This is a genomic window from uncultured Aquimarina sp. (assembly GCF_947495315.1).
Classification (GTDB): Bacteria; Bacteroidota; Bacteroidia; order Flavobacteriales; family Flavobacteriaceae; genus Aquimarina.
Window position 1 is genome coordinate 57,833 of the sequence record NZ_CANLYD010000011.1, and the last position, 18,433, is coordinate 76,265.

The following is an 18,433-nucleotide window of genomic DNA, read 5'->3' on the forward strand; positions in this document are numbered from 1 at the left end:
AACAGGTAAATTTTTATTGTTTTTCTTCTTCTTCAGGAAGTTCTTCGTCATCATCACTTGCAATAATTTTTAATGCAGGTTCTTTCAATGTTTTTTTATTCGCGATACTTCTTTCTAAAGAAAGCAATAATGATGGTAATAATAATAAATTGGCTAACATTGCAAATAACAACGTAGCTGAAACTAATCCACCTAATGCTTTGGTTCCTCCAAAACTCGAAATCATAAATACTGAAAAACCAAAGAATAAAACTGTAGAAGTATAAAACATGCTAACTCCGGTTTCTTTTAATGCAGCAAAAACTGATTTACGAATTCTCCAGTGATTAGACTTTAATTCTTGTCGATATTTTGCTAAGAAATGTATGGTGTCGTCTACAGAGATACCAAAAGCGATGCTAAAAACTAATATCGTAGATGGTTTTATAGGAACTCCTAAAAATCCCATTAAGCCCGCGGTCATTAATAAAGGAAGTAGATTAGGTATTAATGATATAACGATCATTTTAACGGATCTAAACATCCAAGCCATGAATAGTGCTATTAATATAATGGCCAGCCCTAAGGAGAATATAAGATTCCATACCAAATATGTTGTTCCCTTCTGAAAAATTAAGGCTTTACCCGTAAAAGTAACTTCATAACGATCCTTAGGAAATAGTTTCTCCAGTTTCGGAGCAAGATTAGCTTCTATTCGCTCCATTTCTTCAGTGCCTACATCTTTCATAAATGTAGTGATTCTAGCATATTGACCTGTAGAATCTACATAGCTATTCATAGCTGCTGTTTTGGACTCGAAGCTTTTGATGTATGGTAAAATGAAATTACGCTCCTGGCTTGTTGGTAGTTGATAATATTTTGGATTTCCGTTATAGTATGTTTGTTTAGCATATTTTGCTAAGTTAACAATGGAAATAGGCTTAGATAACTCTGGTGTTTCTTCCAGTAGTTCTTCTAATTGTTCCATTCTCCGAAGAGTAGGTAGTTTTAGAACTCCTTGTTTACGCTTTGTGTCTATTAATATTTCTAATGGCATGATGCCATCAAACTCATCTTCAAAAAACTGAATATCTTTAAAAAAACCTGCTGATTTAGGCATATCTTCTAATAAACTTCCAGAAACTTTTATGGTATAAATTCCAATAATACTTGCGATAAGTATAACAATAGAGGAGATGTATATGGTAATTCTTTGGTTTTTAACGACGTGTTCCATCCAGTTGACCAACGTTTCAACCCATCTTTTTCCTAAATGTTTTAGATGCCTTTCTTTGGGTTGAGGCATATAACTGTAGATAATCGTAATAACCAGTAAACATAGAATAAATAACGCTATGATATTTAATGCTGCTACAATACCAAACTCTTTTAATAATTTACTTTCTGTTAAAGCAAATGTAGCAAAACCTGCAGCAGTAGTAACATTGGTCATTAGTGTTGCATTTCCAACCTTAGTAATAACACGTTGAAGAGATTTTGCTTTATTACCGTGCTTTTTTATTTCCTGTTGATATTTGTTGATTAAAAATATACAGTTTGGAATTCCAATAACGATTACTAATGGTGGTATAATAGCGGTCAGAACAGTGATTTCGTATTGTAAAAGTCCTAGTAATCCAAAAGCCCACATTACCCCTATGATTACTGCTGTCATCGATATAAAAGTAGCTCTGAAAGATCTAAAAAAGAAAAAGAAGATCAATGATGTAACTAGTAATGCTGCTAAAATAAATATCTGAATCTCATCCATGATATTCTGAGAATTCATCGTTCTGATATATGGCATACCGGAGACTTTTATGTCCATGCCGAATTTCTCTTCGAATTCTATAACTTTTGGGTTTAGAACATCTTCAATAAACTTTTTTCTTACAATTGTATTTACAATATCTTTATTAAGATAAATAGCACTTTGTATGGTATTGGATTTATTGCTATAAATGAGCCCTTCGTAAAAGGGTAATTTGTTGAACAATTTGTCTTCGTATTCCGAAACGTTCTTCTCAGTGTATGTGCTGTCTTTTATAAAGGATACAAGTTCGAACCTAGCAGGATTATCTTCTTTTTTAAGTATCTTTAAATCACTAACTGAAATTACCAGATCGATTTCACTAAATTGTTTGAATGAATCGTTAAAATCATTCCAGGCCTTTAATTTTGTTGGAGTAAAAAGAGAGCTGTCATTTACTGCCATTACAATGAGATTGCCCTCATCTCCAAATTTATCTAGAAACTCTTGGTATTTTATGTTTACTTCATGGTCATCCGGAAGAAGATTCGCTTCAGAAAAAGAAAAACGCATATTTTTCCACTGAAAGCCAAGAAAAACGGTTATACCGATAATAATTATGAATATTGCTGCTCTATTACGGAGTATAATTCCAGCTAATGTATTCCAAAACCCGAAAGTTAATAACTTTGCCATTCTCTATTTTCCTGGTGCAAATGTAAGAATTTGAGTTTTTAATACTTAAAAAATTTTCAAAAGAAAATTAATAAATAATAATGTGTTAAAGCTTTAGGTAAAAAGTGAATTTAAAGGCAATGTTATCTTCAATCTTTGGTAGATGATATGCTCCATAGCGGTAGGCAAAACTTAGCCCAAAACCAGCAAAAAGTTTATTTATTTCGAATCCAGATTCCTGATAGCCTTGTTGAAGAGAATCGAAATTAACGCCCAGGTGTTTAACTCGATTACTTACATCTCCGATAGCATATCTAGTGATTAATACCATTTCTGGTTTAAGCCAACTGGCTATTTTAAAGGGTCTCAATCTATGTCTTATTTGTAAAGTAGCAAGTCGGTCACTAAAAAACTCACTAAAATACATAGTTTCGAAACTTCTTCGTCCTGCAACAGAAAATCTTTGAAAAATGGTTTCTTTGGTTGGGGAATTTGGATACGCGTGATACAAGTGTGTCAGTGGTACATCACCACTTGCGATATCAGCTTCTAATAGTAAACTTGTGCTTGATTGATTAAGACGATTAATTATATATTCTGCTTTAATTCCTATTTTACTATAATTAAAATTACTATCAAATATCCCCTTATACCCTTGTGTGTATTGGGCTGTGATTTTTGGATACCCATCTTGTATTTCTCTATAACCATTAGGTGTTTTTAGAAACTTACTGAATGGGCTCCATCTAAGCGCTATGGTGGATTCTGCAGTTTTGTATTGTGAGAATAAATTACCATCATCAAAATATGTATAACCGCCAGTTTGATCAATATTACTAACAGAAAGTTGAGTTTCTGATAATAATTTGGGTAAAATCCTATGCTGTAAGCTTGCGCTCCAGGTTCTATGTTTGTAGTAGAAATCTATGTTTACCAAGCGTGGTTCGAATAAGGAATATACGCGTCTATCGGTTAAATAGAAAAAACTACCTACCTCTTTAAGATCATCAGTGTAATTAACATTTAACCAAGAACCTGAATCCTTATTTAATAAAACTCCACCACCTAACCCAAATTTAAACTTACCATCTCTAAAGCCGTAAACGAGATAGCCTTCCGCGCGAAATCGTTTAGAAAACTTCTCATTTGTTAATCCCCCAAGTCCTAAGCGTAATCCTTCAAAATTATTATATTTTATAGGGTAAGTTAGGTCAAAATCGAAAAATCCAACAGGGTAGTAGCCAATATTAAAACTCTGAATAACATCTATTCTTCGCTCTATGTTCTGTGCTTGAACAATACTGTCTACGATAGGAAAGGATTTTAAATCTTTTTCTGTAATTGCAGTTGTTCTATATGTGTTCCAATATTCTTCGCTTCGAGTAGTTGCTTCAGGGGCTATTTCAATCGCGGATTGTTGAAGCTTAATTTTAGAATCTGGCTTGATTGTATAATCAAAGAAATCTGTTTTAGAAATTAAGAAGTCATTGTTGCCTGTAAAACTTTTCTGATCATTCCCTAATCTGCCAACTGATATTTGGCCTCCAAACAAAGTAACCTTTTGTTTTCCAATACCAGGTCTGATAGTTACTTCCTGATTTAGTGGAAGCCATAATTTTTCTTCGGTATTGTATTCGAAATCATGGGTTACCATCACATTGAGCTCTCCTCTTAATTCTGCAACTGCTTTCTGGATGGCTAATGTTTCCATATCCAGATATAAAACTCCCTCAAGACTTGCTATTTTTTTAGATCGTCTTGGTTGAAAGAGTATTACATACGCAGGTCTTTTACCTTGCGTGGTGTCTAGTACCTTATAATAATAATTTTTGAGAGCTCTATTAGATAAAGGACTTGCATATCGGTTATTAAAGATTACATAATTTTCTTGATATAGCGAGTTAGACTGAATTTTTATCCCTAGTACATTATACACTGGTTTGTTAAATCCGGTCATTCTGGAAGCAAGAACAGTTTCTTTTTCATCGCGCCCTTTGTTAAATTGATGTTGGCTTACTTTTTCAGAAAGAAAAGAGTGAGCATCGTTAAAGATACGTTCCATATCTGCTCCTGTAGTATCTGGAGTTTCGAACCTTGCCTGATTATCTTCAGTAATTTTAAACTTGTTATAACTTTTATAGCTATAACTTTGTAAAGCTTTATTTGGGTTATTATCGTTTTTGTTGATAATAGCTTGTTTAATAATATTAGAGGCAATACTTCCCGGAACATCTAGTTTTACCGTTTCTAAATTTTCTTGTGTAGGAGAAAGTTGAATCTCTACTTTTACTATATCTTCGGATTTAATGGAAAAATTTTTCTTATTATATCCAATATAACTTACTGTTAGATTAACGGGGTAACTATCACATCTTATTACGAACTCGCCTTTTGAAGAGGTTAGTGCATAGGAGTTATGATCCGTTTTTACCGTGGCAAAAGGTAATGGTTGGTTGGTGCTTTGATCAATTACTTTTCCGGTAATGCTAATTTGGGATAGTAAAACAAAATGAGTGAAAAATAGTAAACAGAAGAGTTTGTTTTGCATTATCCGAATTGATTCATAAAAATTGAAGGTAAACAGAAGTGTTTTTATAAAAGAAAACACTTCTGTCTTAGGTGTTTAATATAATTAGACTGTCATGATCTCTTTTTCTTTAACAGCAAGCATATCGTCAATTTTCTTGATATAAGTATCAGTCAATTGCTGGATGTCTGCCTCAGTATTTTTCGCCATATCTTCAGACAATCCATCCTTTTCTAATTTTTTTATTTCGGTATTCGCATTTTTGCGGTCATTACGTACACCAACTTTTGAGTCCTCAGCTTCGGCTTTTGCCTGTTTTACTAATTCCCGACGACGTTCTTCCGTCAAAGGCGGTACACTTATGATTACGCTTTCGCCATTATTCATAGGATTAAAGCCAAGGTTAGCCGCTAAAATTGCTTTTTCAATTTCCTGAATTAACGATTTCTCAAAAGGCTGAATAGTAATTGTTCTGGCATCAGGAGTATTTACATTTCCTACTTGATTTAATGGAGTAGGGTTTCCGTAATACTCTACCATAACACCACTTAACATAGCTGGAGATGCTTTCCCTGCTCTAATTACAATTAATTGTTTTTCTAAATGAGCTATTGCGCCCTGCATAGATTCTTTAGTTGAATCCAGAATAAAATTTACTTCTTCGTTCATCTTAATATAGTTCTTTTGTTTATTAGTTGATCAAAAAACGAGCCACTATTCTTATAGGTTTACTTTTGTTCCAATAGATTCTCCCGAAATAACTTTTAATAAGTTCCCGGTTTTATTCATATCAAAAACTATAATTGGCAATTCATTTTCTTGACTTAGAGTAAATGCTGTTGTATCCATTACTTTAAGTCCTTTTCTTAAAACATCATCAAATGTAATGAAATCAAATTTAGTAGCTTGCGAATCTTTTTCAGGGTCTGCCGTATAGATTCCATCTACTCTTGTTCCTTTAAGGATTACATCGGCATTGATTTCTATTGCTCTTAATACCGCTGCAGAATCTGTTGTGAAATATGGATTACCTGTTCCTCCTCCAAAAATTACAACTCTTCCTTTTTCTAAGTGCCTAATGGCTCTTCTTTTGATAAATGGTTCTGCTACTTCGTTAATTTTTATAGCAGATTGAAGTCTTGTAGGTATATCTGCATCTTCTAATGCGCTTTGTAGTGCTAAGCCATTAATCACAGTTGCAAGCATTCCCATATGATCCGCTTGAACCCTGTCCATACCTTTGCTAGCGCCAGCAACACCTCTAAAAATATTACCACCACCTATAACTATAGCTACTTCTACGCCTTTATTAGTTATTTGTTTGATTTCATTAGCATATTCTGCTAATCTTTTGGGGTCAATACCATATTGACGATCTCCCATCAGGGCTTCTCCTGATAATTTTAGTAATATTCTATTGTATTTCATCATTTGCTTGAACTGTGGTGCAAATATAATGATATTCTTAATTTAGAAAATACTTTAATAGCTAAAGGTAAATCTTTCTGAAATAGCACAGAAATGTTAAAGTTGAGGTAGTGGTATTAAAAAAGGGTTCTTTTCCCCTGATCCCGCTATTGATTGGCTTTGGATAATGTTATACGTTTGTAAAAGGAAAACAAAAATAGGGGAGATGAGGAATATTTTTGAATTAGTGTTGAAATGTTTTTTAAGAATTTACATATTCACGAAAGTGTAATATGTATTCTAGACTGATTGGGGAGTTAGTCTTTTTTGGGGTAGCATTTTGGAGGGGTCCAGAATGTTTAGAAAAGCATTTTAAATACTGGGAGAAAATATTTCGAAAAATGACGAAAAAAGCCGCTTCAATTGAAGCGGCTTTTGATTTTTCACTAAATAGGTGATATAGTATCTAGGATATTAACCTAGAGATACTCTTTCAAACGAAGTAACTTTAACATCCCCGTATGATTCAACATACTTAGCAACACTAATTTTTTCATCTTTGATGAAATTTTGGTCAAGAAGACATTGCTCTTGATCCAGCGTAGTGTTGTCAGAAATAAATCTTTCCATTTTTCCTGGAAGAATTCTATCCCATATTTGTTCTGGCTTACCCTCTGCTTTTAGTTCCGCTTTTGCGTCTTCTTCTGCTTTTGCTAAAACTTCAGGAGTTAGTTGAGACATCGATATGTATTGAGGTACATTTTTTAGTGTTTTACCTAAACGACCTAATTCTTCGTTATCTTTTTCGATTACAGCAATTCTAGCTTCAGTTTCCGAAGCTACATAAGCAGGGTCAAAATCTTTATAAGAAAGTGTTGTGGCTCCCATAGAAGCAATCTGCATAGCTAAATCTTTAGCTAATACATCAACTTTATCTATTTTAGAAGAAAGCCCAACTAGAGCAGCAATTTTGTTTATATGAACGTATGAACCAACATAAGGAGCTTCTAATTTAGCAAATGCATTAATTTCTAATTTCTCACCAATAACACCAGTTTGTTCAATTAATTTTTCTGCAACAGTCATTCCTCCAAAATCTGAAGCTAAAAACTCTTCTTTAGAATTGTAATTTAATGCTGATTCTGCCAATTCATTTGCTAGCGCAACAAAACTTTCATTTTTACCAACGAAATCTGTTTCACAACCTAGAACTATAGATACACCAGCAGTGTTGTCCGCATTAATTTTGGCAATAGCAGCTCCTTCAGATGAATCACGGTCTGCTCTTTTAGCTGCAACTTTCTGTCCTTTTTTACGTAATACATCTATAGCCTTGTCGAAATCTCCTTCAGCTTCGACTAATGCTTTTTTGCAGTCCATCATTCCTGCACCTGTAGCTTTTCTTAATTTATTAACTTCTGCGGCGGTTATCTTAACCATATCTTTAAATATTTAATGTGTTTGTGTAAAAAAATAAGTCGTTTAGTTATGATTACTACGAAAGTAAAGAACTAAACGACTCATTAATTTTATATTAAAGTTAAGTTTTAAGGCTTAGACTTTAACTTTGTAATTTTTAATGATTGAAAGCAATCAATGAATGTTTATTCTTCTTCTTGCTTAGCAGCTTCAGTTACTGCTGGTGCTTCCTCAGTTTTAGCAGGAGCCTCTACAGCTGGTGCCGCAGGAGCTTCAGTTTTAGCAGGTGCTTTTTCGGCAGCTGCAGGTACCTTTTCAGCTTTAGCTGGTGCTTCTGTCTTAGCAGGTGCTTTTTCAGCTTTAGCAGGAGCTTCACCTTTTGGCGCCTCTTTAGAAGCTTTTCTCTCACTTAATCCTTCGATAATAGCATCACTAACGTATGTCATTACTTTGTCGATAGATTTAGAAGCATCATCATTTGCAGGGATAACGTACTGTACCTGACGTGGGTCAGAATTAGTATCTACCATTGCGAAAATAGGAATGTTTAATTTTTGAGCTTCTTTTACTGCGATGTGCTCACGAGTAATATCTACAACAAATAACGCACCAGGTAGACGAGTCATATCAGAGATAGAACCTAAGTTCTTTTCTAATTTAGCTCTTAAACGGTCTACTTGTAAACGCTCTTTCTTAGATAAAGTGTTGAAAGTACCATCTTTCTTCATTCTATCGATTGCAGCCATTTTCTTTACTGCTTTACGAATAGTAACAAAGTTAGTAAGCATTCCACCAGGCCATCTTTCTGTGATGTATGGTTGGTTAGCTTTTGCTGCTTTTTCCGCAACGATTTCTTTTGCTTGTTTTTTGGTAGCAACAAAAAGGATTTTTCTACCAGAAGCCGCGATTTTCTTTAAAGCTTCACTAGCTTCGTCAATCTTTGCAGCTGTTTTATATAGATTAATGATGTGAATTCCATTACGCTCCATATAAATGTACGGTGCCATATTAGGATCCCATCTTCTTGTTAGGTGACCAAAATGTACACCTGCATCAAGTAAGTCTTTTACTTCGATATTGTTTGCCATTTTTGTAATAGTTTACGTTCTGTTGAATTAGCAATACCCAAGTGGCTATCATTTTTGATATGGCCTTGAGTATTTAGATGCTAAACTAACTCCCTATAATAGGGGATAACAACAAATACTGTTTTAATAAATTAACGTTTAGAGAACTGGAATTTCTTACGAGCTTTCTTCTGTCCGAATTTCTTACGCTCGACCATTCTAGGATCTCTGGTCAATAAACCTTCTGGTTTAAGGACTGCTCTGTTCTCTTGATCTAACTCGCACATTGCTCTGGATATTGCAAGACGAATTGCTTCAGCTTGTCCTGTAATACCACCACCGTATACATTTACATTTACATCAAACTTTTCCTCATTGTCTGTTAAGGCAAAAGGTTGGTTCACTTTGTATTGTAATGTAGCAGTAGGAAAGTAATCGTTAAGATCTTTTTTGTTGATCGTAACTTTTCCAGAACCTTCTTTAAGGTAAACTCGAGCTACAGCCGTTTTTCTACGGCCAATTTTGTGAATAACTTCCATTACTTAAATTCTTTTAAGTTAATAGTTTTCGGTTGCTGAGCTTCTTGATTGTGAGTTGCTCCAGCATGTACCTTTAAATTACGGAATAAAACTGCTCCTAATTTGTTTTTAGGTAACATTCCTTTTACCGCTTTTTCGATTAAACGCTCTGGGTTTTTGTCAAATAACTCCTGAGCAGTAAGACTCCTTTGCCCTCCAGGGTAACCAGTATGACGGATATACGATTTATCTGTCCACTTTTTTCCTGTTAAGTTGATTTTTTCGGCATTTGTAATAATTACATTATCACCGCAATCAACGTGTGGGGTAAAGTTAGGCTTATGCTTTCCTCTTAATAGTATTGCTACTACAGAAGATAGACGTCCTAAAGTCTGTCCTTCAGCATCTATATGTAACCATTCTTTAGAAACGGTTGCCTTATTGGCAGATACTGTCTTGTAACTTAATGTGTCCACACTAACTAATTTTACTAATTAAACATTCCTTTCCTATATAAAATAGGGGTGCAAATGTACAATTATATATTTATATAGCAAATAGGTAGTTCATATTATTTCAAGAAGATGATCTATTGGTTTTCAGGTAGATCAATTACCTAATGTTTTTTTATCGTTTTAACTCCTAAAACTTCTTTTTCGTGTTAATTTTTTACTAAATAAGTAAGAGAACTGTGACAAAGATTCATAATTTGAGTCCTGTATTAAACATCAATCAACAAAACTAATCATCATGAAGTACACTCTGCAAGTGTTGGGAATCTTCCTTTTTACACTATTTATTAATGCACAGGATTCTACAATTGTAAAAAAGAGAGTCTATACTACCAAACCTCTTAACGGGGCAGAAGCACCAACAATTAATGGCTTAATAGAAGAGTCAAGTTGGGATTTGGTAGCATGGTCTGGTGATTTTATTGAGAATCAACCAGACGAGAATACCCCACCAAGTCAGCAGACTAAATTTAAAATATTATATGATCAGAAATATCTTTATATCGCATATAGATGTTATGATACGGAACCGGATAAAATAGAAAAAAGATTATCTAGACGCGACGGTTTTGCTGGAGATTGGGTAGAAATCAATCTGGATAGTTATCATGATAAGCGAACTGGATTTTCGTTTACAATAACAGCTGCAGGCGTAAAAGGAGATGAATTTATATCTAATAATGGAGATAATTGGGATGGTAGCTGGAATCCTATTTGGTATACTGCTACTAATATTGATGATGAAGGGTGGACTGCTGAGGTAAAAATTCCTTTAAGTCAATTAAAGTTTGGAAAAAGTAAGGAACAAATCTGGGGACTTCAGTTAACTAGAAGGTTTTTTAGAAAAGAAGAAAGATCAGTATGGCAACGTGTTCCACAAGATGCGCCAGGATGGGTTAGTGAATTTGGAGAATTGCATGGCTTGATTAATATCGAACCACAGAAGCAACTAGAAATCCAGCCTTTTGGAGTTATGCAATATGACACTTTTCCTGCAGAAGATGGTAATCCTTTTAGAGATGGAGATGATTTTAAATTAAATGGGGGATTGGATGCTAAAATTGGTATTACTAATGATCTTACTATGGATTTAACTGTGAATCCTGATTTTGGACAGGTAGAAGCAGATCCTGCTGCTATAGCTCTAGATGGTTTTCAGATTTTTTTTAGAGAACAACGACCATTTTTTGTAGAGAATAAAAACATTTTTGATTATCGGTTTGCGAATGGGCAGGATAACGTGTTTTACTCTCGGAGAATTGGAAGAAGTCCACAGGGTTCTATAGGTTCAAGTCCTATTAATACGGAATTTATAGATCGGCCAAATAACACCACTATTTTAGGAGCTGCTAAGTTTAGTGGTAAGACAAAGGATGGTTGGTCGATCGGTATTTTAGAAAGTGTTACAGAGCGAGAGATAGCTAAAATTGAAGATGCAGATGGAAATAGAAGAGAAACAATTGTAGAGCCACTAACAAACTATTTTGTAGGTAGAGTACAAAAAGATTTTAATGACCGTAATACATATATTGGAGGCATCTTTACGGCGGTTAATAGAAATCTAGGAGATATTTTAAATATAGATTATGATAATCTGGATACTGATGAAACATCAGAACTGGTCGGGGTAAGAGAAAATAATCTAAACTTTTTGAGAAAATCTGCTTATACGGGAGGATTAGATTTTAGACACAACTGGAAAGATAGAAAATATTTTATTGAGGGGAATATTGTAACGAGTCATGTAGAAGGATCTAAAGAAGCTATTGAAGCGACACAAAATGAGTTAACGCACCTTTTTCAGAGGGTAGATGCGGATCATGTAGAGGTAGATCCTAATCGTACTTCGCTTACAGGAACTGGAGGTAAGATTCTTGGAGGTAAGACCGGAGGAGGGAATTGGCGATATGAAGGTGGATTATTTTGGCGTTCTCCAGAATTAGAATTAAACGACGTTGGTTTTCTGAGGCAAGCAGATGAAATTAGACAGTTTGCCAATGTTCGTTATCTGTTTTTAAAGCCTACAAAGTTCTATAGAAGGGCGAATGTCAATTTTAATCAATTTTCTACATTTGATTTTGAAGGGAATTACAATAGAATACAGTATGGTCTTAGCGGATATATTAATTATAGTAATAATTGGTGGACAGAGGTAGAGTATATCCATAAACCTAGGATTTTTACGAATACGATTTTACGGGGAGGACCGCGTTTCCGTTTTTCAGAAGAAAACATAGGGGTATTGTTTTTTGGTTCTGATCAAAGAAAAAAGTTCAGTTTCACAATGGGGCATGTAAATTCTCAAGCACAACAGAATAATTTCTCTTTTCAACGATATGTGCTTAGGCTTAGGTATCAGCCTTTTAATGCATTTAGTATGTCTATAAACCCAGAATTCGAGAGAAACCCTAATAAAACTCAATATGTGACCGAAGTCGATTTCGCAGGAACACCAAGATATATTACTGCCAGAATTGATCAACAAACATTGAGCGCTAGTATTCGACTCAATTATAATATTAATCCTAATCTTACTATTCAATATTACGGCCAACCTTTTATTTCCAGAGGTACATATAAAGATTTTAATTATGTTAATAATTCTATTGCTTCGGATTTAGATGAAAGGGTGACTTTATTTGATGATGATCAAATTTCCTTTGCGGATGATGTATATTCTGTAGATGAAGATGGTGGTGGAGTGGATTATACCTTTGATGATCCTGATTTTGCATTTGTACAGTTTAGATCCAATCTTGTATTAAGATGGGAGTATATTCCTGGATCGGAAATTTTTCTAGTATGGTCACAAGGAGTTACTGGTTTTGGAGATCCGGGAGATCATTTGTTTAGGAGTTTGGATAATCAAATTTTGGATCAACAACCAGAGAATACATTTTTAATCAAAGCAACATATAGGTTTGTTTTATAAAATTGTAAAAAAGGTTCTAAGAAAGTTTTTACATAAAACATTTTTACGTGTATTTTGCAGCAGTTAAGATTATTGCTGTATGAAAAAAATTATAGGATTTTTTATTTCTTTATCCATTATTGGGTGTACAACTTCTAAGATGGAGGAAAAAGAAGAGGTTGTGGATCAAAAGCCCGAAACAGAAAAGGCAGATTCTTTGTCATTTTTTCTGGATCATTATGAGAAGTTTTTTGCTACTAATTTTAATATCTCAGAATGTCCTGGTGCTGCAATAGTGATTGTTAAGGATTCTACGGTAATTTATAAAAGAGGTTTTGGTGTAAAAGAAATTCATACAACAGATTCTGTGGATGTCAATACGGTTTTTAGGATTGCAAGTTTATCCAAAGGGGTTACTTCAGTTCTGGCCGGAAATCTGGTAGATCATAATGAATTACAATGGGAGCAAGGTGTAAAAGAATCCGTAAAATCTTTTGATCTAAAAGATAAAGCACAAGCTAAAAGATTGAAGGTAAATCATCTTTTATCGCATACAGCGGGATTGTATAAGTATACTAATTCTAAGCTTATACATAAAGGCCTGCCGTTAAAAAGTATTATTTCTAGTTTTAAGAGAAATGGAGTTGTTGCCAAAGAAGGAACGGATTATGAATATCAGAATGCTGTTTTTTCTGTGGTAGAGCAGGTGATGGAGAATGCTACTGAAAAATCCTTTGAGACCTTACTTAAAGAACGATTGTTTATACCGGCAGGAATGAGAAATGCTTCCAGTACCTTTGCGGATATTAAACAAAACCCTAATGTAGCCTTACCTCATAAATGGAATCATTACTCTAAAAAGTATTCCCTAACGAATCTTCATAAAAACTATTACAATGTAGCAGCAGCAGGTGGTATAAATGCCTCTATTTCTGATATGGCAGAATATTTAAAAGTGCTGTTAGGGTATCGCCCCGATATAATTTCTAAAGAAAGCCTGACGGAGGTTTTTAACCCAATGATTTGTACTAGTGATAAAGAAACTTATGTAAATTTGTGGGATGGCGTTACAGACTCTTATTATGCGAAAGGCTGGAGAGTTTTGGATTATAGAGATAGGACGATTATTTATCACGGAGGGAATGTGAATCAGTATAAAACACAATTAATGATAGATCCTGAAAATAAGATTGGTGTTTGTGTGTTGTTTAATGGTCCTAATCCTTTTAATGGTCCTGTGATTCCAACTTTTTTAAATTACTATGATTTTTTTGCTGATGTTTCCAAAAAGTGAGTAACTACTTCTAAAAGTATACTATTGAAAATTATTTCAATTCGATCTATAAATAAAATAAGCTCTGAAAACTCAGAGCTTATTTTTGATTGTTTTCAACTTAAAACTTTATTCCTTTAAAATTCTGGACACATAGGTCTTAGTATTCGTTTGTAACTTTAAAATATAAGTCCCGCTTTGTAAATTAGAAAAATCCAGCGTTTGATTGTCTGTTAAATTCTTTTGTTCGAAAACTTTATTTCCTAACATTCCGTAAAGTGAAGCGGTAATGTGCTCTCCGTTAATCGCCCCTAAGGATAAAACAAGTTTATCTTTTGTAGGAACTGGATACGCTTTTATTTCTGCATTATCGAAATCCTCAGTTCCTAGAGTAACATCAAGAGTTATTTTGTTTCTGAATAATGTTAAGTCATTCACAATACTATTAGTGATAATACAATCGTATTCTCCAATGTCAGAAGTAGTTGAGTTAGATATAGTGTATGTTCGTTCCATAGCTCCTTCAATTTCTACACCATCTTTACGCCATTGGTATAAATTGTTTGTGCTTTGTGTAGCTTCTACGGATAAAATTATTTCTTCTCCTTCAGTAATTACAATAGTTTCTTCTGAATCAACATTTGACTGAGGAGAGAATTGAAAAACTGTAGCATTCGTTTGATACTGGGGAAATTCATTTTCAAAATCCTCAAATACAAAATTATTATCATCAAAAAATAACCAACTATTATTGTTTGGATTAAGAAATGTGAAATCTGGAATTCGACCAGAAAAGTTATTTTGATCAAATCGTATTGTGTTTAAATTATTGAAACCAGCCAAGAAATCAGGAATGGAACCACTTAGATTATTTCCTGTTAAAACTAGGGATGTTAAATTAGTTAAACCAGCAAATGAGTCAGGAATTTCCCCTTCTATATCATTACCAAAAATAGTTAAGGAGAACAAATTGGTAAGATTACCTATAAATTCTGGTAGGTCTCCATTAAACCTACACCTTGTTATACTTAAACTGCGAAGATTCGAAAGTTGTCCTATGGCATCTGGAATGGGACCAGTAAAATCATTAGCTTGTAAACTCAATCTCTGTAATTTAGTTAAGTTTCCTATGTTGTTTGATAATGCTCCACCAGTTAATAGATTGTTATCTAATGATAGGGTTAGCAAATTAGGTAATTGAAAAAGTGCTTCAGGAAAAGAGCCTTCAGAAGAAAGATCAATACGTTGGAGAATTAAACTTTCTAAATTAGTAAGGTGGGATAAATCGTTTGGTAAATCTAACGTAAAGAAATCTGATGTAAATGAGGAGATATTTACACTATTTAAAGAGTTTATCGCAAACAAATCAAAGGGAATTGTGCCAGACAAACCTGTTTGACTTATTTGAATAAATTCTAATTTAGATAAATTAATAATTTCTTCTGGTAAAGATCCGGTAAGCATTGAATTGGATCCGCTATCAACTATACTAAGATATGTTAATTCTGAAAGATTTCCGATTTCTGCAGGTAATTCACCCTCCAGACCTCTTTGTGATAAATTTAAACTTACAACTCTATTAGTTTCGGAGTCTACGGCTACTCCTGACCAGTTGTTTTTGAAACTAATATTTAGATTCCAAGGATTTGACCAATTTGCACCATTGGTTGAATTGTAGAGAGCTAGCAGCGCAGTTCTATCCATAATAGCACCTTGAGTATCTACATTTATAGAGTTTCTTTGGATTGTTAAATTAGGAACTTGTGGGTTTTTGATTTCACAATAATACAGGCCTATATCTGAAGTTGTAGCATTAGAAATTTCAAAGGTTGAATTTGTGGCTCCGTCAATCAAAGTATTATTTTTAAACCACTGATAGGTATTGTTTGTGCTAGTCAGACCAGTTACAGACAAGATAATGTTTTCTCCTTCAATTAACACTATGTTTTCAGTTGCGTCTATTTTATTCTGTGGTGTATATGTAAGATTGGCAACATTGCCTTCCAGAACTTCGACTAATGGGTCAAGAGAGGGTTGTCTTTCAAAAACTGAAAAATAAATATTATTATTGCTTATGTCTAGAGTTTCGATTCTAAACAAAGTAATATTGGTGTAATCAGGAATGTCAGTTAATAGATTGTTGGATACATTAACATGCCCAATATTAGCAATGGCATCTCCTATTTCTACAGGTAGTGTGCCTGTTAGTGTATTAAAACTTAAATCAATATTTACAAAATGGCGCTCGTTTAATGTAAAAAGATCGACAGGTATGTCACCCGTTAATTGATTGTTTTGTAAATACAAATAGTTTAAATCTTCTGCATTTCCCAATTCCCCTGGAATTGATCCAGAGATATTATTGTTGGAAACGTCTAATGTGTTTAAATCTTTCAAATTTCCTAATTCTGGGGGTATAACTCCTATTAAATTATTATCAGAAAGGTTAATTTCATCTACGTGTCTTTCTGCTCCTGATGATCCAAATACAATATTGGTAACGACTCCATACCAGTTTGTTGGAGAGTCATTTAGATCCCAAGTGTTTGTCCAGTTGGCTCCATCCGTAGCATTATATAATGCTATAAGGGCGTTTCTATCATTCTCTGATATTTCTTGAGAAGATGCAGTAATAAAGAATAATAATAATGGCAAGTGAAGTAATAGTTTTTTCATTTTAGGGCTTTTTTTTAATAGTCGGCGAAATTAATAAATTAGTTTTGAGTATTTGTAATAATCTCAACTTTAATTGTTTGATACTGTATTAGTTTAATTGCATAAAGAACCAATTTGTTACTGTGATTATTCGTTTTTTTTAAATTATGACAGTTTTTTACTGCAACTATGGGAGGGTAAGCGCAAATAGTGATGTTTTTAGATCTATATAATTGTTCTTTTGTGATACTAAAAATTTACAATAAACCGTTATTAATTAAAACTCTAAAAATCATGAAAACCAATTTTTTTCTTTTTGCAATTTGTTTTACACTGTTTTTTACTTCTTGTAGCTCCGATGATGATGGGGGAGATCCAATTACAGTTTCTCTTGTTGGAACATGGAAGCTTACTTCTGCCTCTGGTGCGTTACCAGTTGATCTAGATATGGATGGAAATGCTTCTACTAATTTATTACAAGAATTACCTTGTTTTGAAGATACAATTACCGTGAGCGATGATAATACCTATAGTCAGAATGTGACTGAGATTATAGTTGATGTTGATATCACAGTGCAGCCTCCAGTAGTAACTGCTGATTGCACAGATGCAATACTTACCGAAACAGGTGAATGGAGTCTTGATGGAGATCAATTAACGTTTACTCCTAGTGGAATGGATCCAAATATGGTAACTATTACCTTAACTGAAACTATGCTGTCTTTTACCGATGAAGTAGAAGATTTAGGAGCAGTCGCATTGGTTTTTACCAGACAGTAATTTAGATATGCTTAAATAAAAAAAGTGCTTCTTTCGACGAAAGAAGCACTTTTTTTATTTATAAAAGTTTGTAATAAAGAGAGTTTTTGAAATTTACTTATCTTCTGTTTTTTGTGCCATAGATTCCTGTTGGCTCTTTTTGAGTAAAAGATTTTTTTGATAACGTCCCTGTACAATATCTACAATCACCAATACGACGATTACAAAATAGAAAGTAGTTTTGCTCATTGGAGTAATCGCATTATTAAAAAGATGCAGATGTGCCAGATGACCACCTTCTGATAATAACATAATACCTACTATAAATAATATAAAGAGCCCTAATACTTCGTACATTCTGTTTTTCTGAAGGAAATCAGATACTTTATCCGCTAAAACAATCATTAAAACACCACCAAATACGATAGCTATAGACATTAAGATCAACTGAGGAACATATTCCATATGACTGGTAAGTGCCATAGCACTAAGGATAGAATCGAAAGAAAAAACTAAATTCATGATTACGATCCAAAAAATGATTTTATTGGTAGAACTTTTCTTGTTTTCTTTTTCAGCAGCTTCATGTTCATCAAGTAACATCATGTGCCAAATCTCTTTTACAGCAGTATAAATGATAAATACACCTCCGACCAGAACGATGATACTGTGTACATTAAATTCAAATTCAATGATGCTATTACCATGCAGGCTTACAAAAGGATCCTGAAAAAATTGTATCAGTGACATTAATACAAAAAGTAATACAATACGTAAGACGATAGCCAGTCCAACTCCCATCTTACGAACAAAACTTTGCTTTTCTGCAGGTGCTTTTTTGGATTCTAAAGAAATGTATAGGAGATTATCAAAACCTAATACTGCTTGTAGTAAAACTAGCATAAGTAAAGTGAATAGGCTATCGAGTGTAAAGAGTTGTTCCATAAAATAAATATTGATTAGTTAGTTATGTTTATATGT

General features: G+C 33.7%; 13 protein-coding genes. 3 read left to right on the forward strand and 10 right to left on the reverse strand.

Going from position 1 to position 18,433, the window contains the following annotated elements; genetic code table 11:
- Positions 1-13 precede the first annotated feature (13 nt).
- From Q0910_RS18235 to rplM, 8 genes are all read right to left on the reverse strand, one after another.
- Positions 14-2,425, reverse strand: a complete 2,412-nt coding sequence (locus Q0910_RS18235; RefSeq protein ID WP_299219507.1) for an efflux RND transporter permease subunit — start codon at positions 2,423-2,425, stop codon at positions 14-16.
- Positions 2,426-2,510: 85 nt separating this feature from the next.
- On the reverse strand, positions 2,511-4,952 hold the full coding sequence (locus Q0910_RS18240) for a DUF5686 family protein (protein ID WP_299219510.1): 2,442 nt from the start codon (positions 4,950-4,952) through the stop codon (positions 2,511-2,513).
- Between the two features lie 84 nt (positions 4,953-5,036).
- A complete protein-coding gene (frr, locus tag Q0910_RS18245; protein WP_299219512.1) occupies positions 5,037-5,600 on the reverse strand; it encodes a ribosome recycling factor in 564 nt (187 codons plus the stop codon).
- A gap of 51 nt (positions 5,601-5,651) precedes the next feature.
- A complete protein-coding gene (pyrH, locus tag Q0910_RS18250) occupies positions 5,652-6,359 on the reverse strand; it encodes a UMP kinase (RefSeq protein ID WP_299219852.1) in 708 nt (235 codons plus the stop codon).
- Between the two features lie 453 nt (positions 6,360-6,812).
- Positions 6,813-7,778: a translation elongation factor Ts gene (gene tsf, locus Q0910_RS18255; RefSeq protein ID WP_299219513.1), complete on the reverse strand. Its 966-nt coding sequence runs from the start codon at positions 7,776-7,778 to the stop codon at positions 6,813-6,815.
- Positions 7,779-7,942: 164 nt separating this feature from the next.
- Positions 7,943-8,845, reverse strand: a complete 903-nt coding sequence (gene rpsB / locus Q0910_RS18260) for a 30S ribosomal protein S2 (RefSeq protein ID WP_299219515.1) — start codon at positions 8,843-8,845, stop codon at positions 7,943-7,945.
- 131 nt (positions 8,846-8,976) lie between these two features.
- Entirely contained in the window at positions 8,977-9,363 is a 387-nt protein-coding gene (rpsI, locus tag Q0910_RS18265) for a 30S ribosomal protein S9 (protein ID WP_298541712.1), read from the reverse strand.
- Entirely contained in the window at positions 9,363-9,818 is a 456-nt protein-coding gene (rplM, locus tag Q0910_RS18270; RefSeq protein WP_299219517.1) for a 50S ribosomal protein L13, read from the reverse strand. Before rplM ends, rpsI begins: the two co-directional genes overlap by 1 nt.
- Before the next feature lie 274 nt (positions 9,819-10,092).
- Here rplM and Q0910_RS18275 point away from each other — a divergent pair, with 274 nt between their 5' ends.
- On the forward strand, positions 10,093-12,786 hold the full coding sequence (locus tag Q0910_RS18275; RefSeq protein ID WP_299219519.1) for a DUF5916 domain-containing protein: 2,694 nt from the start codon (positions 10,093-10,095) through the stop codon (positions 12,784-12,786).
- Between the two features lie 79 nt (positions 12,787-12,865).
- Positions 12,866-14,059 carry a serine hydrolase domain-containing protein gene (locus Q0910_RS18280; RefSeq protein ID WP_299219521.1) on the forward strand — a complete coding sequence of 398 codons (1,194 nt, stop codon included), beginning with the start codon at positions 12,866-12,868 and terminating at the stop codon, positions 14,057-14,059.
- A 108-nt stretch (positions 14,060-14,167) separates the two neighbouring features.
- Here the strand turns inward: Q0910_RS18280 and Q0910_RS18285 are convergent, their stop codons facing one another.
- The gene (locus Q0910_RS18285; RefSeq protein ID WP_299219523.1) at positions 14,168-16,714 is read right to left on the reverse strand and encodes an immunoglobulin domain-containing protein; all 2,547 of its coding nucleotides are present in this window, start codon (positions 16,712-16,714) and stop codon (positions 14,168-14,170) included.
- Between the two features lie 273 nt (positions 16,715-16,987).
- Between Q0910_RS18285 and Q0910_RS18290 the strand changes: the two genes are divergently transcribed.
- The gene (locus Q0910_RS18290; RefSeq protein ID WP_299219526.1) at positions 16,988-17,473 is read left to right on the forward strand and encodes a lipocalin family protein; all 486 of its coding nucleotides are present in this window, start codon (positions 16,988-16,990) and stop codon (positions 17,471-17,473) included.
- Positions 17,474-17,566: 93 nt separating this feature from the next.
- Here Q0910_RS18290 and Q0910_RS18295 read toward each other — a convergent pair whose 3' ends face one another.
- Positions 17,567-18,397 carry a tellurium resistance protein TerC gene (locus tag Q0910_RS18295; protein WP_299219528.1) on the reverse strand — a complete coding sequence of 277 codons (831 nt, stop codon included), beginning with the start codon at positions 18,395-18,397 and terminating at the stop codon, positions 17,567-17,569.
- Between the last annotated feature and the right edge of the window lie 36 nt (positions 18,398-18,433).